Origin of the sequence: Luteibacter jiangsuensis (assembly GCF_030812295.1) — a bacterium.
In the GTDB taxonomy this organism is placed as follows: domain Bacteria; phylum Pseudomonadota; class Gammaproteobacteria; order Xanthomonadales; family Rhodanobacteraceae; genus Luteibacter; species Luteibacter jiangsuensis_A.
Window position 1 is genome coordinate 250057 of sequence record NZ_JAUSSK010000001.1, and the last position, 25676, is coordinate 275732.

Consider the following 25676-nt stretch of genomic DNA (forward strand, 5'->3'; position numbering starts at 1 on the left):
TCCATCCGACCAAGGGAGTCGTATCGTGCATCGACGTATCGTTGGCCGGTATTCCGTGGAAGTCCGTACGTTGAAGACGGCGGCGGGCCGCTGGAAGGCGGCCTATATCGTCGAGCCGGCAGCGCATGCCGGACCGCGCGACTTCGTGATGATCACGCTGCTTGACGAATTCGGGGAAGAGCGTCTCGCGGTGGATGCCGCCATGGAGCGTGGGATCAAGCACGCCGACTGGCTGGCTGGTGCGCGCCGGGCCTACTCGCGATGACGTGACTGCGGCGGCGACCCCGCCATAACGCGCTCGCGACAGATCGCCACCTAGCTTCGACCCGGCAAAGGCCGAGGGGGCCTTTCCCGGCGGAGCTACCTACTTGCAGAGCACGACCCTCTACGTACCGTTCAATGCGTCGTCCCGCGGGCAATGGAGCCTGCGCCGCAATGCCGAGCTGGTAGGACAATTTCCGACCCGCGAGGAAGCGCTGCGCCACGCGGTGGCGCTCGCGGCGGCGATCCAGGCCAAGCAAGGCCAGCCCACGGAGATCAAGATAGAGGACGAATCCGGCCTGTGGAGGCTCGCCGGCGCGGATGCCGGCGATGAGGTCGCCTAAACGGCCTCTCATGCGTCGCAGCCTGTGAGACCGTGACACGGGATAACGGGCACCCCTGTGCCCGGTAGTTCCCATGGCCGCCTATCTGCAAGCCCTGCGCACCGACGAGGCCGACTCGGTCCTCGCCACCCATCATGACGGCCGCACGCTTGCGCACCGTCTCACCGACAAATACGGCGACCGGGTTTGTTCGGCCTTCACGGTCTTCGGCCGGGAGGGCAGCTTCGCGCCACTGCCGGACGATCTCCCGACCGGTCTGGCACAGGCCTTGGGTGCACGCGGCATCGACCGCCTCTACAGCCACCAGCAGGAAGCCTGGGACGCCGCGCGCGCGGGCAGGCACGTGCTGGTCGCCACGCCGACGGCGTCGGGCAAGACGCTTTGCTACACGATGCCGGTGTTGGCCTCGGTGCTGGAAGCGGGCGCCAAGGCGCTCTATCTGTTCCCCACCAAGGCGCTGGCGCAAGACCAGGTAGCCGAGTTGCTCGACATCAATCGCGCCGGTGACCTCGGCGTGAAGGCCTTCACTTTCGACGGCGATACACCCGGCGATGCGCGACAGGCCATCCGCCAGCACGGCGATGTCGTCGTCAGCAACCCGGACATGCTGCATCAGGCCGTCCTTCCACATCACACCAAGTGGGCGCAGTTCTTCGAGAACCTGCGCTACGTGGTGATCGACGAGATACACACCTATCGCGGCGTGTTCGGTTCGCACCTGGCCAACGTGCTGCGCCGGCTCAAGCGCATCTGCGCGTTCTATGGGGTGCGTCCGCAATTCGTACTGTGCTCGGCCACGATCGGCAACGCCACGGAGCATGCCCAGGCGCTGATCGAGGACGAGGTGGTCACCATCGCCCGCAGCGGCGCGCCCAGTGGCGACAAGCACGTGCTGTTGTGGAACCCGCCGGTGATCAATCCCGACCTGGGCCTGCGCGCCTCGGCCCGTTCGCAAACCAACCTCATCGCGCGCGTGGCCATCAAGGCGAAGATGAAGACCCTGGTATTCGCCCAGTCGCGGCTGATGGTCGAGGTGCTCACCAAGTACCTGAAGGACGTGTTCGACCACGACACGCGCAAGCCGGCGCGGATACGTGCCTATCGCGGCGGTTACCTGCCGACCGAGCGGCGCGAGGTCGAGCGCGAAATGCGGGCGGGCAACGTGGACGGCATCGTTTCCACGTCCGCACTGGAGTTGGGCGTCGACATCGGCAGCCTCGATGCCGTGGTGTTGAACGGCTACCCCGGATCGATCGCGGCGACATGGCAGCGCTTCGGCCGGGCGGGGCGCCGGCAGCAACCGTCGCTCGGCGTGCTGGTCGCCACCAGTGCACCGCTCGACCAGTACCTGATGCGACACCCCGCCTTCCTCACCGAGGCCAGTCCCGAGCATGCGAGGATCCAACCCGACCAACCGTTGATCCTGCTCGACCACATCCGCTGCGCGGCATTCGAGCTACCGTTCGCCACCGGCGACGCCTTCGGCCCGGACGACGCCGAGCCGTACCTGCGGGTACTGGCGGAATCCGAGGTGCTGCACAACGAAGGGGACCGCTGGGAATGGATCGCCGACAGCTATCCGGCCAACGCGGTGAGCCTGCGATCGGTCGCCGATGGCAACTTCGTGGTGGTGGACCGGACGGAAGGCAGGCAAACGATCATCGCGGAAGTGGATTACTCGGCCGCGGCGCTGACGCTTTACGAGGGCGCGATCCACATGATCCAGTCGGTGCCTTACCAGGTGGAGAAGCTCGACTGGGAAGGGCGCAAGGCCTATTGCACGCGCACCCGCGTCGACTACTACACCGACGCCATCGACTACACCAAGCTCAAGGAACTGGAATGCTTCGACGGTGGCAAGTCGGGCGAGGGCAGCGCGCGACACGGTGAGGTCCATGTCGTGCGCCGGGTGTCCGGGTACAAGAAGATCCGCTACTACACGCACGAGAACATCGGCTACGGGCCGGTCAACCTGCCGGACCAGGAACTCCATTCCACCGCCGTGTGGTGGCAGTTGCCGCAAACGGTACTCGACGAAGCGTTTCGTTCGCGGCAGCACGCCCTCGATGGATTCCTCGGCGCGGCATATGCCGTGCACATCGCGGCCGTCGTCGCCGTGATGGCCGAGCCGCGCGATTTGCAGAAGGCGGTCGGTTCCGGTGACGGCGTCTGGTCCGCGCAAGTGGATGCCAGCGGGCGTGGACAGGTTCGCGCGCCGGATGGTGATCTCGCCTTGCCGGACACGCTGGAGCGTTTCCTGCCGACGGTCTACCTGTACGACAACTTCCCCGGCGGCGTCGGGCTCAGCGAACCCCTGTTCCGCCGGGCGCCGGAATTGCTGCGGCACGCCTTGGCGACGGTCGAAGGTTGTGACTGCAAGGCGGGTTGCCCCGCGTGCGTGGGGCCTGTGCTCGCCGCGGACGAGGGGCGCGAGGAAACGCCGCGGGCGCTGGCGTCGCGCGTGCTGCGGCTGTTGGGTGCCGATGCATGAGCGATCTGGCCTCGAAGCTGGCCGTCCTGCGCCGGCAGGCGGGAATCGCCGCTCCGCAGGGATCGCCGGCAAGGCCGGCCCCCACCGGGTCCGGTGTTCCTGGCCAAGCCGGGCAGGCGACAGCCTGGTGGGAGCCGACCGTGTCGGCGAAGGGTGCTCGCGACACACCCACCCGCCCCCCCGACCTCGCCACACTTCGCCGCATGGCCGGCGTCCGCGAGCGCCTCGCTCAACCGCGCGCGCCCCTGCGTGCGCATACACGTGATGTACCCGGCGATGAACTCTCGCCAGGGCTGCGCTACCTCGAACAGCGTTTCGCCTGGGCGGAGCCTCCCGCGGAACTCGACCTCTCGTTCGCAAAGCTGACCACGGCCCGCCGCGAGCAGTTCCTGCACTTCGACACCGAAACCACGGGCCTGGCCGGCGGCACCGGCACGCGCGCCTTCATGATCGGCGCCGCGGACTGGCACGACGGCGCGTTGCGTGTCCGTCAGCTCTACATCACGGCGATGGCAGCCGAGGCCGCCATGCTGCGGGAATTCGCCCGGTGGATCGAACCGGAAACGGTCCTGGTCAGCTACAACGGCAAGTCGTACGACGCGCCGTTGCTGGCCACGCGTTACCGGCTTGCACGGTTGCCGAACCCGTTGCCTGGCCGCGCGCACGTCGATCTGCTGCATCCGATGCGCCGTCGCTACCGGCAGGTGTGGGAGAACTGCAAGATGCAGACGGCCGAGCGCAAGTTGTTGCGCATCGTGCGAGAGGACGATCTGCCCGGCTCGGAGGCACCGCGTGCCTGGCTCACCTACCTGCGTGGAGGTTCGTCGGCCAACCTGGTCCGCGTGGCGGAACACAACCTCCAGGATGTCCGCAGCCTGAGCGGCCTGCTCGTGGAGGCGCATGGCTGGGCCGCGATGGATGGGGCTGCCGTTTCGCCGCCCGGTTACGAAAAATAGACGCCGCTCCGCGCAGGCTCGCCAAGGCAACGTTGAGGAGTCGACGCATGAACGAAGCCAGCAAACCCTGTGATCATGTGGGCTGCAACTGCCAGGTGCCGGTATCGAGGGACTATTGCAGCGAAAGCTGCCGCATGGCCGCCGAGAGCCAGAACGTGGGCGGCGCCTGCGAATGCGGCCATGCCGCATGCCAGCAACGGTCTTGAGCGGAGAAGAGGTATCCAGATGACCAACGACGGCAAGCAACAGACGCCCGGCTATCGGGAAGACAACCCGAAACCCTCGCACGGAAAGCCGAAGCTCCCCGGCGAGGGGCATCCGCAAGAGCACCAGAACATGCCCAAGGACAAGCCGGGAAAACAGAATTCCCCGTCGTCCTGAGGAAAAAGAAGGGCCGCGCAAGGAGCGGCCCTTCTTCCTTTTATCAGGCCGCCTTGCGCAGAAGGCTGCCGATGCCGGCGACGGCGCCGCCGATAGCCTGGTTCTTGTGGTCGTCGCCCATCGCGACGCCCTCGGCGCGAACGAACTCGATGTCGGTGATGCCGAGGAAGCCGAAGACCGCACGCAAGTACGGCTCCTGGAAATCCATGGCCGACGCCGGGGTGCCCGCGGTATAGATACCGCCACGCGACGAGGCGACGATCACCCGCTTCCCGCCCGCCAGCCCTTCGGGCCCCGCCGAGGTGTAGCGGAAGGTCTTGCCGGCGACGGCGATCCGGTCGATCCAGGCCTTGAGCGTGCTGCTGATGCCGAAGTTGTACATCGGCGCCCCGACGACCACGACGTCGGCAGCCAGGAATTCCTCCATCACCTTTTCCGCTTCGGCGGCATTCGGGTCGTTCTCGCCTGCCGGCAACGCCCAGGGGGCGAGGGGCGCGGCATGCAGGTCGCGGTAGGTGACTTCGATGCCGGGGTGGTTGCGGACGAATTCGGCGACGACGGCGGCCGTCAGGCCGCGCGACACGGAATGGGCACCAAGCGCGCTGGCATCGATATGCAGGAGTTTCATGGACGAGTCCTCAGTGATTGACCGCCCTGAGCGGTATGCGAAGGACGATACGCCGCAGACAATCCCCTGATTAGCTGGCTTGGAGTAGACTCATTGTTTCTTAGGCGAAACGACGGGAGCCTCCGATGGAAGGCGCGCTGCAGGACCTCAACGATCTGTACTTTTTCGCTTCGGTGGTGGAACACGGCGGCTTTTCGGCGGCCGGACGGGCCTTGGGCATTCCTAAATCCCGCCTCAGCAAGCGGATCGCCCAACTGGAAGACCGTCTCGGCGTGCGCTTGCTCCAGCGCACCACGCGGCGCTTCGTGGTCACCGAGATCGGCGAGCGGTTCTACCAGCACTGCCGGGCCGTGCTCGAAGAGGCGCGGGCGGCACAGGACGCCGTGGACGAGTTGCGCACCGAGCCGCGTGGCGTGGTCAGGGTCAGCTGCCCCATCTCGCTGGCGCAGAACGTGGTCGGCCCCATGTTGCCGGCCTTCCTGCTCGAACATCCGAAGGTGCAGGTGCGCCTGACCGCCACCAACCGCCGCGTGGATGTCATTGGCGAGGGATACGACGTCGCCATTCGTGTCCGCGAGAAGCTGGACACCGACGCGACCCTGGTGTTGCGCAGCATCGGTTATGCGCGAAGCCTGTTGGTGGCGAGTCCCAAGTTCCTCGATTCCAACGGACGGCCGAAGACACTGGACGAACTGGCCTTGCTTCCGGCGTTGTCCATGTACGAACACGAGGGAGCCCAGGTCTGGGAACTGGTCGACGCGAGCGGGAAGAAGGCGGCGGTGGAGGTGAAACCGCGCCTGGTGAGCGGCGATTTTTCAGTGCTGATCGCCGCCGCCGTGCAATGTTGCGGCGTGGCGCTGCTGCCCGAGGATTTTTGCGGTCCGTTGCTCGCCAACGGCGACCTCGAATGGGTGCTGCCGGAGTACACCACCGCTCAAGGCACGCTGCATTTCGTGTATCCAAGTCGCCGTGGATTGTTGCCTGCCATTCGCAGTTTCGTGGACTTCCTGGCCGAGCGCCTTCCAAGGGCCCAGGCCGAATTCCACAAGGATTGCGAGAAAGCCGCCGCGAACCCGGAGCAGGCCGGAGCGATCCGCATGGCGCGCATGGTAGGATCGGCACATCCGACGGCGTTTGGCCGTCCAAACGAGTAAGGGCGTTCGATGCAGCTCGAAACCAAGCTTCCCAAGGTCGGAACCACGATCTTCAGTGTCATGAGCCAGCTGGCCCTCGAGCACAAGGCGGTCAACCTGGGCCAGGGTTTTCCCGATTTCGAACCGCCGGAATCCTTGCGCGAAGCCATCACGCGGGCCATGGCCGAAGGCAAGAACCAGTACGCGCCGGGTGTGGGCATCGCGAAGCTGCGCGAGCAGATCGCGCTCAAGACCGAACGCCTCTATGGCCACCGGGTGAGCCCGGACACCGAGGTCACGGTGACCTCGGGAGCCACCGAGGCGCTGTTCTCGGCCATCGCGGCCGTGGTCCGCGCGGGAGACGAGGTGATCGTCTTCGACCCCTGCTACGACAGCTACGAGCCGGCGATCGAATTGCAGGGCGCCACCGCCGTACACCTGCCGTTGACCTTGCCCGCCTTCGCGATCGACTGGCAGCGCGTGCGCGACGCGGTCACCCCGAAGACGCGGATGATCCTCATCAACTCGCCGCATAACCCTTCGGGCGCCGTGCTCTCCCGCGCCGATCTCGACGAACTGGCCGATATCGTCCGCAACACGTCGATCGTCGTTCTTTCGGACGAGGTGTACGAACACATCGTCTTCGACGGCCAGGAACACCAGAGCGTGTTGCGCCACGAGGAACTGGCCGCGCGCAGCATCGTCGTCTCCTCGTTCGGCAAGACCTACCACTGCACCGGCTGGAAGGTCGGCTACGCCATCGCGCCGAAGGCGCTCACGGCCGAATTCCGCAAGGTGCACCAGTACCTCACGTTCTGCACCTTCAATCCGGCGCAATGGGCGTTCGCGGAATTCCTCGAATCCACGCCCGGGCATTACCTCGACCTGCCGGCTTTCTACCAGGTCAAGCGCGACCGTTTCCGCGACCTGCTGAAGCCGTCGCGCCTGACGCTGCTCGACGTGCCTGGCGGGTATTTCCAGCTCGTCGATTACAGCGCCATTCGTGACGTCGACGACATCAACTTCAGCGAATGGCTGGTCCGGGAGGGGGGCGTGGCCGTCATCCCGCTCAGCCCGTTCTACGAAAGCGCGCCGGACACGCGGCTGGTCCGCCTGTGCTTCGCCAAGAACGATGCCACCATGGAAGCCGCCGCGGAGCTCCTGTGCAAACTCTGACCGTCTCCCTCGTCCAGGGCGCGACACGCTGGCACGACGCCCCTGGCAATCGCGACTATTACGGTGCGCTCGTGCGCGGTGCCGCCCCCAGCGACCTCATCGTGCTTCCGGAGACCTTCCTGTCGGGTTTCACCAATGACACGCTGGGGAATGCCGAGTCGATGGACGGTCCCAGCGTGGCCTGGATGTGCGCCCTTGCCGACGAGGTGAGCGCCACGATTACCGGCAGCCTGGTGATCCGCGACGGCGATACCGTCTACAACAGGCTGATCTGGGCTTCTCCGGACGGCTCGCTCGCGTACTACGACAAGCGCCATCTATTCCGCATGGCCGGGGAGCACACACGCTATGGCGGTGGCAACGAACGGCTGATCGTGGAGCTGAAGGGCTGGCGGATCCTGCCCCAGGTCTGCTACGACCTGCGATTTCCGGTGTGGTTGCGCAACGGCCGCCGTGAATCGTCGGTGGGGGGGATGGATTACGACCTGGCGTTGTTCGTGGCCAATTGGCCGGCGCCGCGCAGGCAGCCCTGGCGCACCTTGTTGCGCGCCCGGGCGATCGAGAACCTGTCCTATGTGATCGGAGTGAATCGCGTCGGTGTCGATGGCAACAACCTGCTGTACGCGGGCGACAGCGCGGTGATCGACGCGGTGGGCGAGCCGCTGTTGGAGTTGGGCACGCAGGAGCAGGTGATCACGGTGGCGCTGGATCCGGCGTTGCTGATAGCGCACCGCGAGCGCTTCCCGGCATGGATGGATGCCGACCGGTTCTCGTTGGATACCTAGAGGCCTGAAGAGCATCGCCGACCCTGTCGGCGATACGCCTACCTCGCAGCCTTGAACGGCACCGCCGGCCCTATCTTCGCCGTCTTGCGCCACGCGGCCAGCTTGTCCTCGATACCCGCACCGACGTCGATCTGCGGTTCCGAGGCTTCCAGTGATTCCTTCGCCTCCCATGTGGCGATTTCCGTCCTGGCCTTGCCGAACGCCTCGATGAAATCGGGCGTGGCGTTCAGTCCATCGGCCAGCCAGGCGCGGCCGAAGTAGGTGATGTCCGAATCCGCACCGCAGCCGAACGAGGTGCGATCGCTGCGTGCCGAAGTCAGCACCAAGGTGCCTGTGCCGCGCAGCTTGGGAACGAAGCCGCCGGAATAGCAGGCATTCACCACCACGACCTTCCAGCGGAAGGCATGCTTGCCAAGAATCTCGGCCAGGCCCTCGGGATCGAGCTGGTCGAGGGGAATCGGGTCCATGTCGACCAGCAACGAATGATCGTCGCCGCCGTGCGTGGCCACATAGAGCAACAGGATGTCCTCGCGCGGGTCCATCACCCTGGCCAGACCGTCGAGGGCTGCCTCGAGGTTCGTCCAGCTCGCCAAGGGGCGCGTGGCGAGGCTTGCCGGGTTGTTCTCGAGGACCAGGGTGTGCCCAGGGCTGCCGAAACGGCTCGACATCAGCACGTCGACGTACTCCGCCTCATTGCGGAAGACGTCCTCGGAGCCATCGCCGCCGAAGGCGATGGCGTAGACATTGGGCTTGCCCCGCGTACGGGGCGCGAGCTTGTCGATAGCCTTGCGCACGGCGTCCGGCTGGGCCGAGAAGACCTGTTCCGGGGTCGGCGCGGCATCCGGCCAGGCGCTCGCGTCCAGTTCGGCATCGCCACCGTCGGATGCCGCCATCGCGGACGGCGCATCCGCAGGTCGGGCCGACGAAGGCACGGATGGCGCGACCACGGGGACCACCGCCGTCGCCGCGGCGGGGGGCTCAGGCCGGGCGGTGACCGGCTCCGGCCCGTAACGCAGCAGGCCCACGGTCAGCAGGGCGCCCGTGGCGAACGAGATCAGGGCATAGATCGCCGTCCGACGGCGCGGATCAAGGAGTGATCGCATTGAAATCGGTGACGGCGGGATGGCCGTTGTCGGTCATGGACAGGGGAGGGCGGACGAGCTGCGTGGTGCGCATGCCGGCGTCACGGGCCGCGTCGAGTTCCTCGCGGATGTCGGAAAGAAACAGGACTTGCGCTGGCGGCAAGCCGATCGCACCGGCTATCCGGCGGTACGACTCCACCTCGCGCTTGTGTCCGGTCTGGGTATCGAAATAGCCGGAAAACAGAGGCGTCAGGTCGCCATCGCCGGTGAATCCGAACAAGAGCTTCTGCGCGGGCACGGAGCCCGAGGAATACACATAGAGCTTCAGGCCCTGCGCATGCCATGCACGCAAACGATCGGCCACTTCCGGGTACATGTGCGAGACATAGACGCCGGACTCGTAGCCTTCGCGCCAGATCATGCCTTGCAAGGCCTTCAGTGCCGTGGACTTGCGGTCCTCGTCGATCCAGCGGATCAAGAGGTCGATGATCTCGCCGCGCGTCGCCTCCATGATGCCCGCTTCCTTCGCGGCTTCATGCAGCCAGTGCTGCACCTCGGCTTCGTCCGTATGCGTCTCGACGTAGGCCGGCAGGTGCTTGCGGGCATACGGGAAGAGCACGTCCTTGACGAAGTCGATCGAACTGGTGGTGCCTTCGATGTCGGTGAGGACGGCGCGGATGTCGGACATGAGGGAGAAGCCTGCGGATCGGGGAAGATCCGCAGGATAAACGACAGGGCGTGCTTACGATACGGTGGTGGCCGAGGTATGCGGCGTCATGCGTGGAAAGCGCTCGGCGATGTCCGTGCCGGTGAAATTGGCGACCCAGCCCTCGGTATTGGTGAACAGGCGGATCGCCACGAAGTAGGGCGATTCGCTCATGTCGAACCAGTGCGGGGTGCCGTCGGGCACGCCGATGAGGTCGCCTTTCTCGCAAAGTACTTCATACACCTTGCCATCGATGTGCAGGGTGAACTGGCCCGCGCCGGCGACGAAGAAGCGTACTTCGTCTTCACTGTGCGTATGCTCGTTCAGAAACTTCTGGCGGAACGCCGCACGGTCCGGGTGATCGGGCTTGAGGCTGATCACGTCCACCGAGCGATAGCCGTTCTCGGCCATCAGGCGATCGATGTCGGCGCGGTACGCCGCGATGACCGCCTCCTGGCTAGCGCCGGGAGCGATCGCCTGACTGGCTTCCCACCGCTCGAAGCGCACGCCAACCGCGTTCAACGCGCTGGCGATGTCGGCGTGGTCCTCGTGGACGGCGATGGGAGTGTCGTTCTTGTTGTCGTCGTAGATGCGCAGACGGCTCATGGGGAAAGCCTCCTCAGGTCGAGTTCGCAGCCCAGCAGGAATTCCAGGGCTTCCAGGTGGCGACGGGTCTCGGCCATGTCGCGGCCCCAGGTATAGATGCCATGCCCGTCGATCAGGTAGGCGTACAGCGGCTTGCCGGCGTCGATCCAGGCATCCACCCGGGCTTCCAGCTCGGGCATGTGCTGGGTGTTGGGGAATACGGGGATGTCGAGCACGCTTTCATGCGTGGTGTAGCCGGAAATGGCCTTTTGCAGCTCCCAGCCCTCCAGGTGCACCTGTCCTTGCGAGGCGAACAGCCGCGAGGCCACGCTCTGCGTGCGCGAATGGGTGTGCAGCACCACGTTGGCGTCGGGGAAGCGGCGATAGACCTGCGTGTGCAGGCCGGTCTCGGCGGATGGGCGGTGGTCGGAGCCCACGGCCTTGCCCTCCATGTCGACGACCATGATGTCGTCGCGGCCGAGGCGGCCCTTGTCACGGCCGGAGATCGTGATGGCGGCGAGGTCCTCGTCGATCCGCATCGAGAAATTGCTGCTTGTCGCCGGGGTCCAACCGAACGCGGCCAGTTCACGGGCGGCGCCCGCGATGGCATCCGCGCGCTCGGCGAGCAAGGTGGGGTCGACGGTGGGGAGGAGCTTCGGCATGGGGATTTGGACGTCCAAACAGTGCTCGATCATAACATGGGTGCTTTTCGTGGCCTTGCACGATTAATGCGAACCACTCGCTTTTGGCCGAAGACGGTAGGATCACGGCCAGCACCGGAGGCCCAGGCCCGCGGTTCACCATCGACGGAGGTTCACCTATGTCGCAACACGATCAGAACAATGAGGGGCGCCGGCGCTTCCTCAAGGCCGCCGCGGGCGGTGTCGCCGCCGCGACCATCCTCGGTACCTTGCCGGGACTGGCCCAGGCCCAGGATCTTCCCCATCTCTCCCCTTCGGACCCGACCGCCTCGGCCCTGAAGTACACGGAGGACGCCAGCAAGGCCGCGGGCAAGAAGGACCCCAAGGATGCCTGCTTCAACTGCAATTTCTACCAGGGCAAGGCGGGAGCAGCCTGGGGCCCCTGCCAGCTCTTCCCGGGCAAGGCCGTGGCCGCCAAGGGCTGGTGCGTGTCCCACGCCGTGATGATCTGATCCGACCCGTCATCCCGGAACGGCAAAGGCCAGCCCTCGGGCTGGCCTTTTTCATGCCTTTCACAAAAATGCAGCCCAAGCGCGCCAGGCCGAGGAGCTGACCCGCCTGACGCGCTGGGCGGCAATCCGGGGCCCACTGCCAAGTGATATACCCGCGGACTCGGGATCATACTCCCCTCGGGTGGCGACCGGCCAATGGCAGTTGAATGACGGACGAACTTTTCAAATAAATATAACAATAACAGGTATTTGCGATAAATACCTGAATCGTGGACGAGGTTAAGCCGTCGCCCCGCGCCGGGACCTCAGCGCGGCCGCTTGAGCCGGCTGTGGCGGTAGCCGTAGACCATGTACATGAGGATACCGAGCATGGTCCAGATGCCCATCAACACCCAGTTGCGAATGCCCATCGACCACAAGAGGCCGATGCAGCTGAGGATGCCGAGTACGCACGTCACCGGCGCCCACGGCACACGGAACGTGCGTGGCAGGTCGGGCGCGGTCTTGCGCAGGATCATCACGCCCGCACACACGGCCGAGAAAGCTACCAACGTGCCCATCGACGTGAGGTCGCCGAGCACGTTCAGCGGAAACACGGCGGCGAGCAATGCGATGCCGAGGCCGGTGATCACGGTGTTGATGTGTGGCGTGCGGTACTTCGGATGGATCGTCGTGAAGACCTTCGGCATCAGGCCGTCGCGGCCCATGATCATGAAGATGCGTGGCTGGGCGATGATCATCACCAGCACCACCGACGAAAGGCCGATCAACGCGCCGACCTCCACGATGCCGCGCAACCAGCCCAATTCGGGATGCTGGCGGATCGCGGTGACGACCGGCTCCGATGTGCCGAGCTGGTCGAACGGCACGAGGCCGGTGAGCACGGCCGCCATGGCGATGTAGAGCACGGTGCAGATACCCAGCGAGGCGAGCGTGCCGATGGGCATGTCGCGTTGGGGGTTCTTCGACTCCTGCGCCGCGGTGGAGGTGGCCTCGAAGCCGATGTAGGCGAAGAAGACCATCGAAGCACCGCGCAGGATGCCGGACCAGCCGTACTTGTCACCGCCCTGGTTGGCGGGGATGAACGGATGCCAGTTCGCGGTGTCGATGTGGCTCGCGCCGACGATGATGACGACGATGATGAGCGCCGTCTTCAGCAGCACCATCGCCATGTTGATGCCCGCGGATTCCCTGATACCCACGTAGCAGACCCAGGTCAGCGCGAGCGTGATGCCCACGGCGGGCATGTTGAACAACGCGCCGGTGAGCACGACATGGCCGTCGACCCAGTCCACCGGCGCGTTGGTCAGCGCGGGTGGTATGTGGATGCCGACGTGATCGAGCAGGCTGACGAAGTAGCCGGTCCAGCTCACCGCCACGGCGGAGGCGGAGACGCCGTACTCGAGGATCAGGTTCCAGCCGATGAACCAGGCCGCGCCCTCGCCGAGCGTGGCATAGGCGTAGGAATAGGCGCTGCCCGAGACCGGGATCAGCGAGGCGAACTCGGCGTAGCACAGCGCCGTGAAGGTGCTGCAGATCGCGGCGAGGATGAAGGACAGGATGATGGCCGGGCCGGCGTGTTCCGCCGCCGCCACGCCCGTGATGACGAAGATTCCGCCGCCGATGACCGCGCCGATGCCCAGCGCCGTGAGGCCCCACGGACCGAGGGTGCGGCGCAGGGCGGGGCCGTGCGCGTCGTCGGGTTCGGCCTGGGGCGCTTTCTTGGCGAGTAACTGCTGGAGCATGGACAGCCTGGAAGTGGGGAAACGTGGAAAGGATGCCGTGAACGGAAAGGCCGGCGGACACCCGCCGGCCTTTCCCCTGTCGCTTCGATCAGCCGAGCGACTTGCGCAGCTTGCTGTGAGCGTAGCCGTAGCCGAAGTAGATCAGCTGGCCGATGACGATCCAGCCGATCATCAGGCGCCAGTGCTCCTCGAAAGCCTGCCAGAAGAGATAAACGCAGGCGAGGGCGCCGATGATGCAGATCGGCCACACGAACGGCACGCGGAAGCTGCGCTTCAGGTCCGGACGGGTGTAGCGCAGGATCAGCACGCCGATGCAGACGGTGGCGAAGGCGAGCAGGGTACCCATCGAGACCAGTTCGCCCAGCACACTCACCGGGAACAGGCCGGCCATGGCGGCTGCGGCGACGCCGACGATGATCGTGCCGATGTACGGGGTGCGGAACTTCGGGTGCACCTTGGCCATGGTCTGCGGCAGAAGGCCGTCCTTCGCCATCGAGAAGAAGATGCGCGGCAGGCCCATCAGCATCACCAGGATGACCGACGAAAGGCCGGTGATCGCACCGAGCACGACGATGGCCTTCAGCCAGGACAGGTGCGGATAGAGGCCCAGCGCGGTGGCGACCGGTTCCGGCGTGTTCAGCATGCGGAACGGGGCGATGCCCGTGAGCACCAGCGCCACGGCGATGTACAGCACCGTGCAGATCGCCAGCGAGCCGAGGATGCCGATCGGCATGTCGCGCTGCGGGTTCTTGGCCTCGCCCGCGGCGGTGGAGACCGCGTCGAAGCCGACATAGGAGAAGAACACGATGGTCGCGGCGCGGAAGATGCCGCCCCAGCCGTACGTGCCCGGGCCTTCGGCTTCCGGAATGAACGGATGCCAGTTGTCCGGATTGATCACCTGGATCGCGAAGGCCAGGAACAGCAGGATCACGGTGACCTTGATCGCGACGATGATCGAGTTGACGAAGGCCGACTGGGTGATGCCGACGTAGCACAGGCCCGAGAGGGCCGCGATGATGACCACGGCCGGCAGGTTGATCAGCGTACCGGTGGCCTGGATGTGGCCCTCGACGAACTGGAAGGGCGCCGAGGCGAGGGTGGCTGGCAGGGCGAGGTTGCTGCCGGTCGTCTGGCCGATGAGGCCCAGCAGTTCATTGAAGTAGCCCGACCAGCCGGCGGCGACGGTCGCGGCGGCGAACAGGTATTCCAGGACCAGGTTCCAGCCGACGAACCAGGCGACGTATTCACCGAGCGTGGCGTAGGAGTAGGAGTAGGCGCTGCCCGAAACCGGCAGCATCGCCGCGAATTCTGCATAGCACAGGCCGGCGAGGGCGCAGGCGAAACCGGCGATGAGGAAACTGATGACCAGTGCGGGACCGGCATGCAAGGCGGCGGCCTGGCCGGTGATGACGAAGATACCCGCACCGATGACGGCACCGACGCCGAGGAGGATGAGGTGCTTCGCGGTAAGGACCCGCTTGAGCTCGCCTCCGTGCGCGCCGGTTTCAATGTGTTCACCAGCGTCTACGTGCGGCGCGGCCTCGATGGCGTGCGTCGCGAACAGGTGTTTCAACATGTGTCTCCCCTACTGCCGGAATGTAGCCTTTTATTATTGGGACCGCCGCGTGAGTTACGGTGGACACGCCGCTGCCCTGAAGCGCTGGCACGGCACCATAGCCCAGCGGGCATCGGCCGTACAAGCTGCATTGCGAGGCCTGCCAAGGCATTGCATGCATGGGGCGCGGGTGTCGACCATGACTTGCGGCGGTTGTGCATGTGCGTTGCGCGGTGGTCAGAAGACCATGTTCAGCGCCACCTGCGGCGCCACGTAGTCGGCGGTGTTGCGCCCGGCCACGGTGAACTGGACGCCTGCGATGAGACCGAGGTTCGGGCTGAAGTGGTATTCGACGGCCGGAGCCAGGCTGAACTCCTGGCTTGGTGCGAGCCGGTGGGCCACCGGGGAACCATCGCCTGCGTTGCCGTGAAGGGTGACGGCGCTGGCGCGGTTCCAGATGGCTTCACCCACCAATACCCAGCGCGGATCGAGCACATATTCGGCGGCGATCGAGGCGTTCCAGGCCTGGCCCAGGCGCGCCTGGCCACGAAAGCCCGATTGCGTACCGTAGACGCTGCCGTCGCGGACGCGGATGCGGCCGGGAGACGGGCTCCAGGCCAGTTGGGTTCGCCAGCGCAGGGCGTGGCCATCGTCCAGCCAGTGCAATTGCTGGGCGCCGAAAGCGACGGTGGTGCGCATCGCGCCGTTACCCGTGCCGTTGAGCGGGTTCGTGTCGAGGTGGTGGTATTTGCCCGTGGGCAGGCGTTGCTGGAGCGCCAGTGCGAGGACGAGTCCGCCGCCATCGGCATCCGGACCGCGCAGGCGTTGCTGGAAGCGTATGGCCGAGTCGCCCATCCGCATGCCGTCGCTGTGCAGCCCGTCGCCGGAGGTGCGCGAGGCGTTGAGCGTCAACTGGACGAATTGCGTGTCGGTGAGCGCGTACGTGAGAGGCATCGCCACCTGCCACTGGCGAACCGTGGGCTTGCGCTCCTTGCGTCCGCCAGCGTTGTCGTAGCTGCCGCGCGTATTGGTATGGATGAGGTAGGGCTCGATGTTGAACATGCCTGCCGGCATCGAGTTGACGGCGGGTGTCACCAGGGGGCCGGTGAAGTTCGCCTCGCGATGGGCATCGGTGGCCGATGCAACCATGGGGACGCTGCAGGCCAGGGCCATGCTGAGGACGATCGTCCTTTTTTGCGACATGCGTGCCTTCCTTGCGTTATGCAGCGGCGCTGCGGGGGTGGGCCAGGCGCGTCGTGCGCCCTGGAGACATCGTAGGCAGGCCCTTGGCCTGGGCGACATCGGACAACTCCCAAAATGACGTGCGAAAATGCCGTGCCCCTTCCAGGTATTCCCCGATGGACATCACGCACCAGGCCTTGCAAGAGGCTTTCCTTCGCTACGCGGCCCGCTGGCCGGACGAAGCCGGCGCCTCGCATTTCATCCACTGGCTGCGCGAGCAACCGGAACCCTTTCGTCGGGAAACACGCGCGGGGCATTTCACCGGTTCCGCGTGGCTGGTGAGCGCCGATGGGGAGCGGGTACTGCTGATGCTCCATCGCAAGCTGGGACGCTGGCTGCAGTTGGGTGGGCATGCCGATGGCGAGGTGGATCTCGCGGCCGTGGCCTTGCGCGAGGCGGAAGAAGAGTCGGGTCTTCGCGATCTCGAGGTGTTGCCCGCCATCTTCGACCTGGACCGCCACCTCATCCCGGCGCGCGGCGACGAGCCGGCGCACTGGCATTACGACGTGCGTCACGTGGTGGTGGCGCGTGGCGACGAAGCGTTCACGGTGAACGAGGAATCCCTGGCGCTGGCCTGGCGGTCCGTTTCCGATATCGCGGCCGACCCGTCGGCCGACGATTCCCTGCGCCGCATGGCAGGCAAATGGCTGGCTCTGCGTGCAACAGGAGCGCCACCGCACCTGGTGGGAGCCGACCTTGTCGGCGATCCCGCGGCAGCGGGCCAAGTCTAGGCAGCGGGGCGGATTGAGGCAGGCACCCATCGCCGACAAGGTCGGTTCCCACCAGAGCTAAGGTCGGCTCCTACCAGGTGGAGCCGGCTACCGTGGTGGATCAGTCGGAGTACTTCGCCGGCGCCGGATGCACCGTGCCGCATCGGGTGCAGGTGCGGGCTTCGATGGAGCGGTAGAACCTCTCGAACACCGGCGGGAAGTCAGTCTCGATGCTGCCGAGCGGGAAATACTGCTCGAACAGCTTGTGGTTGCAGTTCCCGCAAAACCACATCAGGCCGTCCTTTTCCCCATCCAGCCGCCGCCGCTCGATCACCAGCCCGATCGAACCGGGCATTCGCTGCGGTGAATGCGGCACCTTCGGTGGCAGGTAGAACACCTCGCCCGCCCGGATCGGAATGTCACGCGCGTGGCCATCGTCCTGCACCTTCAACACCATCTCGCCCTCGAGCTGGTAGAAGAACTCCGGACCTTCGTCGTAGTGATAATCCGTGCGCGCGTTGGGGCCGCCCACGATCATGATGATGAAATCGCCATCGACGATGCACTTGTTGCCGACCGGCGGCTTGAGCAGGGCGCGGTTGTCGTCGATCCAGCGCTGGAGGTCGATCGGGGGCAGGAGGCTCATCGCATGGCACGGGTCCGGGAGTCCGGAAGATCATACTCCGCGCCTGGCCGGGGCCGGTGCTCCGTCGGCGATAGGTTGCCGTGTAAGCCGCCCGACCTGTGGGAGCCGCTTCAGCGGCGATTCCCGCGACAGCGGGCCCGGTTGCGGCAAATACCCATCACCGACAGGGGCGGCTCCCACAACCCGGCCCTTTCGCGTTGCCCCGCCGTGTCGTACAACAGCAATCCCTTCCCGAACGCATCGATACACCATGCTGTCGTGGTACCACGATCGAGTCGCCACACCCGCGCTTCGCCCGCAGCCGCAAGGCCGGCGGGAAGCGTCCGTGGTGATCGTGGGTGGCGGTTTCGCCGGGTTGAACACGGCCGTGGGACTGGCCGCGCGAGGCATCCGGGACATCGTGCTGCTGGAGGCGAAGTCGGTCGGCTACGGGGCGTCGGGACGCAATGGCGGCTTCGTCTTCGCCGGTTATTCATTGGGCGAGCAGGCGTTGCTGGAGAAGGTCGGAGCCGAGCGCGCCAGGGCACTCTACCGGCGCACGGTGGATGCGGTCGATCTCATCCGCGAACGCATCGCCGCCTTGTCGATCGAATGCGAGGCGGTGGATGCAGGGGTCGTATGGGCGAACTGGTTCCGCGATGGCGAGGTCTTGCGCTCGAGGCAGCGCCTGCTCGCGGAGCGCTATGGCGCGGACTGGCAGTGGATACCCGCCGACGCCATGCATGAGTTCGTCCGCAGCACGCGCTATCACGACGGGCTCTACGAGCGGAACGCGTTGCACATCGATCCCCTTGCCTATGCGCGGGGGTTGGCGCGCGCGGCGGAAAAGGCCGGCGTGGCGATTCACGAGGGGTCGAGGGTGCGCATGCTGGAACGGCGTGGACCGCGCTGGATCTTGCGCGTGGGCGACGCGGAGATCGAGGCGCCGAACGTCGTGCTGGCTTGCGGCGGCTACCTGGCCGGACTGGACCGCCGCATCGATCGCGCCGTGCTGCCCATCGCCACCTACGTGATGGTGACCGAGCCGCTGGGCGAGCATCTGGCCGAGTGCTTGCGCACCCGTTCCGCCATCTACGACACGCGCTTCGCCTTCGATTACTATCGGCCGCTGGCGGACACCCGTCTGCTGTGGGGTGGCCGTATCTCGATACGCGATCGTTCGCCGCGTGCCGTGCAGCGCTTGTTGAAGCGCGACATGGCGCGGGTCTTCCCGTCGTTGAAAGACGTGCGCGTCGAGCAAGCCTGGTCGGGTTTGATGAGTTACGCTCGTCACGAGATGCCGCAGGTAGGCACCCACGGCAACGGGCTTTGGTACGCCCAGGCTTTCGGTGGACATGGACTCGCCCCGACCTGTGCCGCGGGCGAGGCACTGGCCGATGCGATCGCCGCGGGCGAATCGACACTCGATGCTTACGCCGGCTTCGGGCTGGAACCGGTGCGCCGGCCGTTCGGATACCTGGCCGCACAGGGTACGTACTGGAAACATGAACTGCGCGACTGGTTCAAGTCACGACTGGAAGGATGAGATGAGCGAAGAAATCAGCTGGGCCGATTTCGAGAAGGTGATGCTGGTGGCGGGCACGATCGTGCGTGCCGAGGCATTTCCGGAAGCACGCCGGCCCGCGTACAAGATATGGGTGGATTTCGGGCCTCATGGCGAAAAGAAGACCAGCGCCCAGGTGGCGGCGGTCTATCAACCGGAGGAACTGGTCGGGAAGCAGATCGTCGGCGTGATCAATTTTCCCGAGAAGCAGATCGGCCCGTTCCGTTCACAGTTCCTGCTGACGGGATTCCCCACGGATGAGGGGGTGGTGATCACCACGACGGAACGCGCGGTGCCGAACGGGACGCGACTGGCCTGAGGGGGCGGGGCCCCGATGCGGGCCCTTGGTGGGAGCCTCATCTCCCCTGGATCACTCAGCTATCGCGCTGCGCCTTCCCGATCCAGCCAGACGACGATCCCCTGGGCGTTCAGGCGGATGTCGATCTGCAGCAGTTTCACGATGGCGTCCCGCGCCAGCGTCACGCCCTGGCGGTGCGCCCGGTCGACGTAGAGATCGGCGAAGTCCGTGGCGATGCGCTGCTCGCGGTCGTCGGCCGTGGCATGCCGCCTGGCGATCGCCACCATGGCTTCGATCTGTTCGTGCAGGTCGTTGGCGAGCCGCTTCACCTCGGTGACGCGGCCGAAATGGGTGAGGTACATCGCCTCCGGCTCGTAGCGCAGCATGCGTTCGATCGATGCGTGCGCCGCGTCGGGCTCGAACTGCACCGGAGAACTCGTGGGAATGATGAAGGCGCCCCCGGGTGAATCCAGTTCGCGGTAGGAAAGGCCGAAGATGTCGCCGGTGAAGAACGCATTCGCGCGTTCGTCGTGGATGGCCATGTGGTGGCGGGCGTGTCCTGGGGTGTCCAGGCAGAGCATGGCCCGGCCGGCCAGGTCGACGACGAAGCCGTCGTCTGCCTCGATCACGCGATCCTTGTCCACGGGAACGATCTGGCCGTAGTCACGGCGGACGGCGTCCTCGCCATAGACGGCGTTGGCGCCTGCGACGAGCAGCGAGGGATCGATCATGTGCCGTGCGCCGCGGGGATGCACGGCGAGCATGGCGTTGGGCAGGTGACGCATGAGTTCGCCGGCACCGCCGGCGTGGTCGAGATGGACGTGGGTGAGGATCACCCAGTCGATGTCGCGTGGCTCCAGGTCGGCGGCCGCGATGGCGTCGAGGAAGCGCGGCAGCGAGTGCGTGGTGCCGCTGTCGATGAAGGCGCCTCGACCGCGCTCCACGACGAGGTAGGCGGCGTCGAACGATGGCCGGCCGAAACCGGTGTCGATGGTGTGGATGCCGTGCATGTGGCCAAGACTAATGCAGGGGCGGGGCCTTTGTGTTTGGGCTTTGTGTGGAAGTTGCTTCGGGTGGGAGCTACTTCAGGTGGGGGCCGGCCCTGTCGGCGATCCCGCGGCAACGGGCGAGGTTGCGGCAAGCACCCATCGCCGACGGGGTCGGCTCCCACCTGAGCTTAGAACTCCGGTGAGAGCCGAAAGCTTCGGTGAGAGCCGACCCTGTCGGCGAGGGGCCTCCGGTCGGAGCGCCCGGTCAAAGCGCCTCGAAGATACCCGCCGCGCCCATGCCGGTGCCGATGCACATGGTGACCATGCCGTACTTCTGCTTGCGACGGCGCAGGCCGTGGATCAGGGTGGCGGCGCGGACGGCGCCCGTGGCACCCAGCGGATGGCCCAGGGCGATGGCGCCGCCGAGCGGGTTCACCTTGGCCGGGTCGAGTCCGAGATCGCGGATCACCGCCAGGGCCTGGGCGGCGAAAGCCTCGTTCAGTTCGATCCAGTCGAGCTGGTCCTGCGTGATGCCGGTCTGCTTCAGCGCCTTCGGGATCGCTTCCTTCGGCCCGATGCCCATGATCTCCGGGGCCACGCCGGCGACGGAGAAGCCCACGAAGCGTGCGAGGGGCGTGAGGCCGTAGTCCTTGATCGCCTTCTCGCTCGCGATAAGAAGGGCGCCCGCGCCATCGGACATCTGCGAGGAATTGCCCGCGGTGACCGAACCGCCGAACTGGCCATTGCGGAACACCGGGCGCAGCTTGCCGAGCACCTCCAGCGAGGTGTCCTTGCGTGGGCCTTCGTCGGTGTCGATGATCCGGCGGTCCTCGCGGACGCTGTGGTTCTTCAGGTCCGGATAGCGATCGTCGAGCTGGAACGGCGTGATCTCGTCCTTGAACTCGCCGGCGGCGATGGCTGCGAAGGCGCGCTCGTGCGATTGCAGGGCGAAGCGGTCCTGGTCCTCGCGGCTGACCTTCCAGCGCTCGGCGACCTTCTCTGCCGTGATCCCCATGCCGAAGGCGATGGCGCGGTTCTCGTCGTTCTCGAAGATCGCGGGGTTCATCGCGATCTTGTGGCCCATCATCGGCACCATGCTCATCGACTCGGTGCCGCCGGCCAGCATGAGATCCGCTTCGCCGAGGCGGATGCGGTCCGCGGCCATGGCGATGGCCTGGACGCCGGACGAGCAGAAACGATTGATGGTGACGCCCGGCACCTGCTCGGGCAGGCCGGCCAGCAGCACGCCGATGCGTGCCACGTTCATGCCTTGCTCGGCCTCCGGCATCGCGCAGCCGATGACGGCATCAGCGATCAGGGCGGGATCGATGCCCGGCGCCTGCTCGATCACGGCGCGGATCACGTGGGCCAGCAGGTCGTCGGGACGGGTGTTGCGGAACACGCCGCGCGGCGCCTTGCCTACCGGGGTGCGGGTGGCGGCGACGATATAGGCGTCTTGCACTTGCTTGCTCATGGGGTGGTTCCTTTAAGTGAGGAGGTCGGATGCGTAAGAGCGCGTGGCGCGTCAGTTACGCAGCGGCTTCCCCGTCGTCATCGTGTGCGCGATACGGGCCTGGGTCTTCTCGGTCTGCGCCAGCTCCACGAAGTGGCGGCGCTCGAGAGCGAGCAACCATGCTTCGTCGACCGGCGAGCCGCGTTCGATCTTTCCGCCCGACAGCGTGTCGGCGATGCGGCTGGCGATCTCGATGTCGTGGGCGGAGGCGAAATAGCCCTCGGCCAGGTTCGCCAGCGAGGCCTTGAAGGTGGCGGTGGACACGTCGCCCGCGGCCGGGATGGCGCGGGCGGGCAGTGGCGGGCGGTAGCCCGATTCGGCCATCGCCCGGGCCTGTGCCTTGGCCACGTGCAGCAGTTCATAGCTGTTCAAGACGACGATGTCGTCCTTGCGCAGCAAGCCCAGCGACTTGGCTTCCAGCGCGCTGGCCGAGACCTTCGCCATGGCCACCGTCTCGAACACCTTCTTCAGCGACTCGAACGGATCGTCCGGGTTTTCCTGCGCGGCGCGCACGGCCAGTTCCTTCAGGCCGCCGCCGGCGGGCAGCAGGCCCACGCCGGCCTCGACGAGACCGATGTAGCTTTCCAGCGCCGCGACGGTACGTGCCGAATGCATCTGGAATTCGCAGCCGCCGCCGAGGGCGAGGCCGCGCACCGCCGCCACCACGGGCACCAGCGAATACTTGATGCGCATGCTGGTGGCCTGGAAGTTCGCGACCATCGCCTCGAACTGGGCGAGCTTGCCCGCTTGCAGCAGGCCGAGCGCCCCCTTCAGGTCGGCGCCGGCCGAGAACGGCTCGGACGGCTGCCAGAGCACCACGCCGCGGAACTGCTGCTCGGCCAGCCCGATCGCATGCTGGATGCCGTCGAGCACCTGGTCGTTGACGGTGTGCATCTTGGTCTTGAACGAGATCACGCCGATGTCGTCGCCCGCGTGCCACAGGCGCACGCCGTCGTTCTCCCAGACCGTGGTGCCCTGGTCGAACTTCTCGCCGAGGATCGGATCGGGGAAGGCCTGGCGCGCGTAGACCGGGTGGCTCGAACGCGGCTTCTCGGCGTTGGCGCTGGCCGAGTAGGAGCCGGACTTGCCGTGCACGCCGGTGCGACCATCGGTGACCCAGGCCGGCAGGGGCGCGCTGCTCATGGTCTTGCCCGCGGCGATGTCCTCGGCGATCCAGCCGGCGATCTGCTGCCAGCCGGCGGACTGCCAGATCTCGAACGGGCCGAGCTTCCAGCCGTAACCCCAACGGATGGCGAAATCGACGTCACGCGCGGTATCGGCGATGTCGGCGAGGTGGTAGGCGGTGTAGTGGAACAGGTCGCGGAAAACCGCCCACAGGAACTGCGCCTGCGGATCGGACGAGGCGCGCAGCTTGGCGAACTTCTCGGCGGGATCCTTGATGGCGAGGATGGCGGAGACCTCGTCGGAGGCCTTCGGTTCGGAGACCCGGTAGTCCTGCTTCTGCAGGTCGAGCACCAGGATGTCCTTGCCCGCCTTGCGGTAGACGCCCGCGCCGGTCTTCTGGCCGAGCGCGCCCTTGTCGATCAGCGCCTTGAGCCATGCCGGTGGCTGGAAGTACCGGTGCCACGGATCGTCCGGCAAGGTGTCGCTCATGGTCTTGACCACGTGCGCCAGGGTGTCCAGGCCGACGACATCCGCCGTACGGAAAGTGGCGCTCTTGGGGCGGCCGATGCCGGGGCCGGTCAGGGCGTCGACGGTGTCGAAGCCCAGGCCGGACTTTTCCGTGTGGTGCATGGTGGACAGCATCGAGAACACGCCGATGCGGTTGCCGATGAAGTTCGGGGTGTCCTTGGCATAGACCACGCCCTTGCCGAGCGTGGTCGTGAGGAAGGCTTCGAGACCTTCGAGCACGCTCTTCTCGGTGAGGCGGGTCGGGATCAGCTCGACCAGGTGCATGTAGCGCGGCGGATTGAAGAAGTGCACGCCCGTGAAGCGGTGGCGCATTTCTTCCGGCAGGGCCTCGGCGAGGCCGTTGATGGACAGGCCCGAGGTGTTGCTGGCCAGGACCGCGGTCTTCGAGACGTGCGGCGCGATCTTCGTGTAGAGGTCGAGCTTCCAGTCCATCCGTTCGGCGATGGCCTCGATCACGAGGTCGACGTCGGCCAGCAGGGCGAGGTCTTCCTCGTAGTTGGCCGGGATGATCGCCGCCGCCAGGTTCTTGTCGGCCAGCGGTGCCGGCGAGAGCTTCGCGAGGTTGGCGATCGCCTTGATGGCGATGCCGCTCTTCGGACCTTCCTTCGCGGGCAGGTCGAACAGCACGGTCTCGACGTTGGCGTTCGTCAGGTGCGCGGCAATCTGCGCACCCATGACGCCGGCGCCGAGAACCGCGGCCTTGCGAATGCGTAACGGTGTTGCGGTCATGGTGATCTCCGATGGCTCAAGAATCGTTCCCCGGTCAGTGGCTGGCCGGGGAATTCGAAACGGATGGGTTGCGCAGGCCGGCGGCGGCGAAGCGGATCAGGTGCTCGGCGGCGGTCTCGCGATGGTCGCGCTCGGCGACGTCGCTCTTGCGTTGGATGATGCCGAAGTCGGCCATGGCGTAAGTGAGGGCGCCGGTGACGATGTCCAGCCGCCAATAGATCTCTTCCTTGGCCAGGCCGGGAAGCAGGCGGCCGAATTCGCCCGCGAACTGGCGCAGCACGTGGCCATAGTTTTCCGAGAGGAAGCGGCGCAGGGTCTCGTTGTGCTCGGCATAGGCCCGGGCCAGGACGCGGACGAAGGCCGCCCCGCCGCCGTCGACGCGGGAGAGGTCGAGCGCGGGCCGGATATAGGCGTCGAGGACATCCTCGAGACGGGTATCGTCCTTGCCGGCCACCTTGCCCAGGGCGGCCAGGCGGCGGCTGTTGAGCTCGTCCAGGCGGCGCCGGAACACTTCCTCGATCAGCTTGTCCTTGGAGCCGAAGTGGTAGTTCACCGCCGCCAGGTTGACCCGTGCCGCGGCCGTGACCTGGCGCAGCGAGGCTCCGGCGAAGCCATGGGTGGCGAACAGGGCCTCGGCGGCGCCGAGGATCCGCTCCTTCGTGCTGCGTTCGCGGGAGGCGTAGGGTGCGCTCGTCATGTCGGCGGACTCCGCAGGCGGGTGGTTTGAATCAAACGATCGTTTGAGAGTACGCCCGCCCGGTCGCGCGGGTCAATCTGCGACCGCACATGCCTGCAAACGACTTGCGATTGAGCTAGAATCTGTCAAGATTTCGTGAGCTAAGTCAGTCATTCCGGACGGCTTTGGCCCCAAACGTTCACCGGGCGTCCGCACGGACCCTGGCAGATTTTCCTGTCCCTTTTCCATTTCCCGGAGCACCCGTATGGCGCTGGAGCGCACCCTTTCGATCATCAAGCCGGATGCCGTCAAGAAAAACGTCATCGGTGAAATCCTTGCCCGCTTCGAGAAGGCCGGCCTCAAGATCGTCGGCGCGAAGATGAAGCAGCTGACCCGTGAAGAAGCCGAAGGTTTCTATGCGGTGCACAAGGAGCGTCCGTTCTTCAAGGCGCTGGTCGAGTTCATGATCTCCGGCCCGGTGATGATCCAGGTGCTGGAAGGCGAGGGCGCCGTTCTCAAGAACCGCGACCTCATGGGCGCCACCAATCCGAAGGAAGCCGCCGCCGGCACCATCCGCGCCGACTTCGCCGATTCGATCGATGCGAATGCCGTGCACGGTTCGGATTCCGCCGAGAACGCGGCGATCGAGATCAAGTTCTTCTTCAACGACTCGGATGTCGTTTCGCACTGAGTGAC

The 25676-nt window shown here is 66.0% G+C and carries 27 protein-coding genes; 14 read left to right on the forward strand and 13 right to left on the reverse strand.

What is annotated here, in order from left to right; translation table 11 throughout:
* Positions 1-25: 25 nt before the first annotated feature.
* The 6 genes from J2T07_RS01140 (at position 26) to J2T07_RS01165 (ending at position 4433) form a co-directional block, all read left to right on the forward strand.
* Positions 26-265, forward strand: a complete 240-nt coding sequence (locus J2T07_RS01140; protein WP_306846706.1) for a hypothetical protein — start codon at positions 26-28, stop codon at positions 263-265.
* Positions 266-368: 103 nt separating this feature from the next.
* Positions 369-605, forward strand: a complete 237-nt coding sequence (locus J2T07_RS01145) for a DUF2188 domain-containing protein (protein ID WP_306846708.1) — start codon at positions 369-371, stop codon at positions 603-605.
* Between the two features lie 73 nt (positions 606-678).
* Positions 679-3096 (forward strand): DEAD/DEAH box helicase, encoded by a 2418-nt coding sequence (locus J2T07_RS01150; RefSeq protein WP_306846710.1) that lies wholly within the window; start codon positions 679-681, stop codon positions 3094-3096.
* Entirely contained in the window at positions 3093-4052 is a 960-nt protein-coding gene (locus tag J2T07_RS01155; protein WP_430539297.1) for a ribonuclease H-like domain-containing protein, read from the forward strand. Before J2T07_RS01150 ends, J2T07_RS01155 begins: the two co-directional genes overlap by 4 nt.
* A 47-nt stretch (positions 4053-4099) precedes the next feature.
* Complete coding sequence (locus tag J2T07_RS01160; RefSeq protein WP_306846712.1) at positions 4100-4258, forward strand: hypothetical protein; 159 nt, start codon at positions 4100-4102, stop codon at positions 4256-4258.
* Positions 4259-4277: 19 nt separating this feature from the next.
* On the forward strand, positions 4278-4433 hold the full coding sequence (locus tag J2T07_RS01165) for a hypothetical protein (RefSeq protein ID WP_306846714.1): 156 nt from the start codon (positions 4278-4280) through the stop codon (positions 4431-4433).
* Between the two features lie 43 nt (positions 4434-4476).
* Here J2T07_RS01165 and J2T07_RS01170 read toward each other — a convergent pair whose 3' ends face one another.
* On the reverse strand, positions 4477-5061 hold the full coding sequence (locus J2T07_RS01170; protein ID WP_306846716.1) for an FMN-dependent NADH-azoreductase: 585 nt from the start codon (positions 5059-5061) through the stop codon (positions 4477-4479).
* 125 nt (positions 5062-5186) lie between these two features.
* On the opposite strand from J2T07_RS01170, the gene J2T07_RS01175 reads away from it, so the two are divergent.
* From J2T07_RS01175 to J2T07_RS01185, 3 genes are read left to right on the forward strand one after another with little or no spacing between them, the layout of a single operon-like run.
* Complete coding sequence (locus tag J2T07_RS01175) at positions 5187-6215, forward strand: LysR substrate-binding domain-containing protein (RefSeq protein ID WP_306846718.1); 1029 nt, start codon at positions 5187-5189, stop codon at positions 6213-6215.
* A gap of 9 nt (positions 6216-6224) precedes the next feature.
* The gene (locus tag J2T07_RS01180; RefSeq protein ID WP_306846720.1) at positions 6225-7370 is read left to right on the forward strand and encodes a pyridoxal phosphate-dependent aminotransferase; all 1146 of its coding nucleotides are present in this window, start codon (positions 6225-6227) and stop codon (positions 7368-7370) included.
* Positions 7358-8155 (forward strand): amidohydrolase, encoded by a 798-nt coding sequence (locus tag J2T07_RS01185; RefSeq protein WP_306846721.1) that lies wholly within the window; start codon positions 7358-7360, stop codon positions 8153-8155. The genes J2T07_RS01180 and J2T07_RS01185 overlap by 13 nt, the downstream gene beginning before the upstream one ends.
* A 38-nt stretch (positions 8156-8193) precedes the next feature.
* On the opposite strand, the gene J2T07_RS01190 is transcribed toward J2T07_RS01185, so the two are convergent.
* From J2T07_RS01190 to J2T07_RS01205, 4 genes are read right to left on the reverse strand one after another with little or no spacing between them, the layout of a single operon-like run.
* Positions 8194-9258, reverse strand: a complete 1065-nt coding sequence (locus tag J2T07_RS01190; protein ID WP_306846723.1) for a C13 family peptidase — start codon at positions 9256-9258, stop codon at positions 8194-8196.
* Positions 9242-9925: an acireductone synthase gene (gene mtnC, locus J2T07_RS01195; protein WP_306846725.1), complete on the reverse strand. Its 684-nt coding sequence runs from the start codon at positions 9923-9925 to the stop codon at positions 9242-9244. Before mtnC ends, J2T07_RS01190 begins: the two co-directional genes overlap by 17 nt.
* A gap of 54 nt (positions 9926-9979) precedes the next feature.
* Positions 9980-10549 (reverse strand): 1,2-dihydroxy-3-keto-5-methylthiopentene dioxygenase, encoded by a 570-nt coding sequence (locus J2T07_RS01200; RefSeq protein ID WP_306846726.1) that lies wholly within the window; start codon positions 10547-10549, stop codon positions 9980-9982.
* Complete coding sequence (locus J2T07_RS01205; RefSeq protein ID WP_306846728.1) at positions 10546-11190, reverse strand: methylthioribulose 1-phosphate dehydratase; 645 nt, start codon at positions 11188-11190, stop codon at positions 10546-10548. The genes J2T07_RS01200 and J2T07_RS01205 overlap by 4 nt, the downstream gene beginning before the upstream one ends.
* A gap of 158 nt (positions 11191-11348) precedes the next feature.
* Between J2T07_RS01205 and J2T07_RS01210 the strand changes: the two genes are divergently transcribed.
* Positions 11349-11681: a high-potential iron-sulfur protein gene (locus tag J2T07_RS01210; protein WP_306846730.1), complete on the forward strand. Its 333-nt coding sequence runs from the start codon at positions 11349-11351 to the stop codon at positions 11679-11681.
* A gap of 305 nt (positions 11682-11986) precedes the next feature.
* Here J2T07_RS01210 and J2T07_RS01215 read toward each other — a convergent pair whose 3' ends face one another.
* From J2T07_RS01215 to J2T07_RS01225, 3 genes are all read right to left on the reverse strand, one after another.
* A complete protein-coding gene (locus tag J2T07_RS01215; protein WP_306846732.1) occupies positions 11987-13426 on the reverse strand; it encodes an amino acid permease in 1440 nt (479 codons plus the stop codon).
* A gap of 88 nt (positions 13427-13514) precedes the next feature.
* Complete coding sequence (locus J2T07_RS01220; RefSeq protein ID WP_306846734.1) at positions 13515-15002, reverse strand: amino acid permease; 1488 nt, start codon at positions 15000-15002, stop codon at positions 13515-13517.
* A gap of 216 nt (positions 15003-15218) precedes the next feature.
* Entirely contained in the window at positions 15219-16184 is a 966-nt protein-coding gene (locus J2T07_RS01225; protein WP_306846736.1) for a transporter, read from the reverse strand.
* A gap of 161 nt (positions 16185-16345) precedes the next feature.
* On the opposite strand from J2T07_RS01225, the gene J2T07_RS01230 reads away from it, so the two are divergent.
* Positions 16346-16954, forward strand: coding sequence for an NUDIX hydrolase (locus tag J2T07_RS01230; RefSeq protein ID WP_430539311.1), 609 nt, complete (start codon positions 16346-16348; stop codon positions 16952-16954).
* A 100-nt stretch (positions 16955-17054) separates the two neighbouring features.
* Here J2T07_RS01230 and J2T07_RS01235 read toward each other — a convergent pair whose 3' ends face one another.
* Positions 17055-17579 (reverse strand): 3-hydroxyanthranilate 3,4-dioxygenase, encoded by a 525-nt coding sequence (locus J2T07_RS01235; protein WP_306846739.1) that lies wholly within the window; start codon positions 17577-17579, stop codon positions 17055-17057.
* 250 nt (positions 17580-17829) lie between these two features.
* On the opposite strand from J2T07_RS01235, the gene J2T07_RS01240 reads away from it, so the two are divergent.
* Complete coding sequence (locus tag J2T07_RS01240; RefSeq protein WP_306846740.1) at positions 17830-19104, forward strand: NAD(P)/FAD-dependent oxidoreductase; 1275 nt, start codon at positions 17830-17832, stop codon at positions 19102-19104.
* Between the two features lies 1 nt (position 19105).
* On the forward strand, positions 19106-19441 hold the full coding sequence (locus J2T07_RS01245) for a tRNA-binding protein (protein ID WP_306846742.1): 336 nt from the start codon (positions 19106-19108) through the stop codon (positions 19439-19441).
* A 59-nt stretch (positions 19442-19500) separates the two neighbouring features.
* Here the strand turns inward: J2T07_RS01245 and J2T07_RS01250 are convergent, their stop codons facing one another.
* The 4 genes from J2T07_RS01250 to J2T07_RS01265 form a co-directional block, all read right to left on the reverse strand.
* Positions 19501-20430, reverse strand: coding sequence for an MBL fold metallo-hydrolase (locus tag J2T07_RS01250; protein WP_306846743.1), 930 nt, complete (start codon positions 20428-20430; stop codon positions 19501-19503).
* 244 nt (positions 20431-20674) lie between these two features.
* Entirely contained in the window at positions 20675-21883 is a 1209-nt protein-coding gene (locus tag J2T07_RS01255; protein WP_306846744.1) for an acetyl-CoA C-acyltransferase, read from the reverse strand.
* Between the two features lie 51 nt (positions 21884-21934).
* Entirely contained in the window at positions 21935-24304 is a 2370-nt protein-coding gene (locus J2T07_RS01260) for a 3-hydroxyacyl-CoA dehydrogenase/enoyl-CoA hydratase family protein (RefSeq protein WP_306846745.1), read from the reverse strand.
* Between the two features lie 34 nt (positions 24305-24338).
* Complete coding sequence (locus tag J2T07_RS01265; RefSeq protein WP_306846746.1) at positions 24339-25001, reverse strand: TetR/AcrR family transcriptional regulator; 663 nt, start codon at positions 24999-25001, stop codon at positions 24339-24341.
* A gap of 244 nt (positions 25002-25245) precedes the next feature.
* Between J2T07_RS01265 and ndk the strand changes: the two genes are divergently transcribed.
* Positions 25246-25671 carry a nucleoside-diphosphate kinase gene (ndk, locus tag J2T07_RS01270; RefSeq protein WP_306846747.1) on the forward strand — a complete coding sequence of 142 codons (426 nt, stop codon included), beginning with the start codon at positions 25246-25248 and terminating at the stop codon, positions 25669-25671.
* The last annotated feature ends 5 nt before the right edge of the window (positions 25672-25676 follow it).

Coding starts and splice junctions, on each gene's coding strand:
- J2T07_RS01150 (WP_306846710.1), top strand. CDS start 679: ATGGCCGCCTATCTGCAAGCCCTGCGCACCGACGAGGCCGACTCGGTC.
- J2T07_RS01155 (WP_430539297.1), top strand. CDS start 3,093: ATGAGCGATCTGGCCTCGAAGCTGGCCGTCCTGCGCCGGCAGGCGGGA.
- J2T07_RS01160 (WP_306846712.1), top strand. CDS start 4,100: ATGAACGAAGCCAGCAAACCCTGTGATCATGTGGGCTGCAACTGCCAG.
- J2T07_RS01165 (WP_306846714.1), top strand. CDS start 4,278: ATGACCAACGACGGCAAGCAACAGACGCCCGGCTATCGGGAAGACAAC.
- J2T07_RS01170 (WP_306846716.1), bottom strand. CDS start 5,061: ATGAAACTCCTGCATATCGATGCCAGCGCGCTTGGTGCCCATTCCGTG.
- J2T07_RS01175 (WP_306846718.1), top strand. CDS start 5,187: ATGGAAGGCGCGCTGCAGGACCTCAACGATCTGTACTTTTTCGCTTCG.
- J2T07_RS01180 (WP_306846720.1), top strand. CDS start 6,225: ATGCAGCTCGAAACCAAGCTTCCCAAGGTCGGAACCACGATCTTCAGT.
- J2T07_RS01190 (WP_306846723.1), bottom strand. CDS start 9,258: ATGCGATCACTCCTTGATCCGCGCCGTCGGACGGCGATCTATGCCCTG.
- mtnC (WP_306846725.1), bottom strand. CDS start 9,925: ATGTCCGACATCCGCGCCGTCCTCACCGACATCGAAGGCACCACCAGT.
- J2T07_RS01200 (WP_306846726.1), bottom strand. CDS start 10,549: ATGAGCCGTCTGCGCATCTACGACGACAACAAGAACGACACTCCCATC.
- J2T07_RS01205 (WP_306846728.1), bottom strand. CDS start 11,190: ATGCCGAAGCTCCTCCCCACCGTCGACCCCACCTTGCTCGCCGAGCGC.
- J2T07_RS01210 (WP_306846730.1), top strand. CDS start 11,349: ATGTCGCAACACGATCAGAACAATGAGGGGCGCCGGCGCTTCCTCAAG.
- J2T07_RS01215 (WP_306846732.1), bottom strand. CDS start 13,426: ATGCTCCAGCAGTTACTCGCCAAGAAAGCGCCCCAGGCCGAACCCGAC.
- J2T07_RS01220 (WP_306846734.1), bottom strand. CDS start 15,002: ATGTTGAAACACCTGTTCGCGACGCACGCCATCGAGGCCGCGCCGCAC.
- J2T07_RS01225 (WP_306846736.1), bottom strand. CDS start 16,184: ATGTCGCAAAAAAGGACGATCGTCCTCAGCATGGCCCTGGCCTGCAGC.
- J2T07_RS01235 (WP_306846739.1), bottom strand. CDS start 17,579: ATGAGCCTCCTGCCCCCGATCGACCTCCAGCGCTGGATCGACGACAAC.
- J2T07_RS01240 (WP_306846740.1), top strand. CDS start 17,830: ATGCTGTCGTGGTACCACGATCGAGTCGCCACACCCGCGCTTCGCCCG.
- J2T07_RS01245 (WP_306846742.1), top strand. CDS start 19,106: ATGAGCGAAGAAATCAGCTGGGCCGATTTCGAGAAGGTGATGCTGGTG.
- J2T07_RS01250 (WP_306846743.1), bottom strand. CDS start 20,430: ATGCACGGCATCCACACCATCGACACCGGTTTCGGCCGGCCATCGTTC.
- J2T07_RS01255 (WP_306846744.1), bottom strand. CDS start 21,883: ATGAGCAAGCAAGTGCAAGACGCCTATATCGTCGCCGCCACCCGCACC.
- J2T07_RS01260 (WP_306846745.1), bottom strand. CDS start 24,304: ATGACCGCAACACCGTTACGCATTCGCAAGGCCGCGGTTCTCGGCGCC.
- J2T07_RS01265 (WP_306846746.1), bottom strand. CDS start 25,001: ATGACGAGCGCACCCTACGCCTCCCGCGAACGCAGCACGAAGGAGCGG.
- ndk (WP_306846747.1), top strand. CDS start 25,246: ATGGCGCTGGAGCGCACCCTTTCGATCATCAAGCCGGATGCCGTCAAG.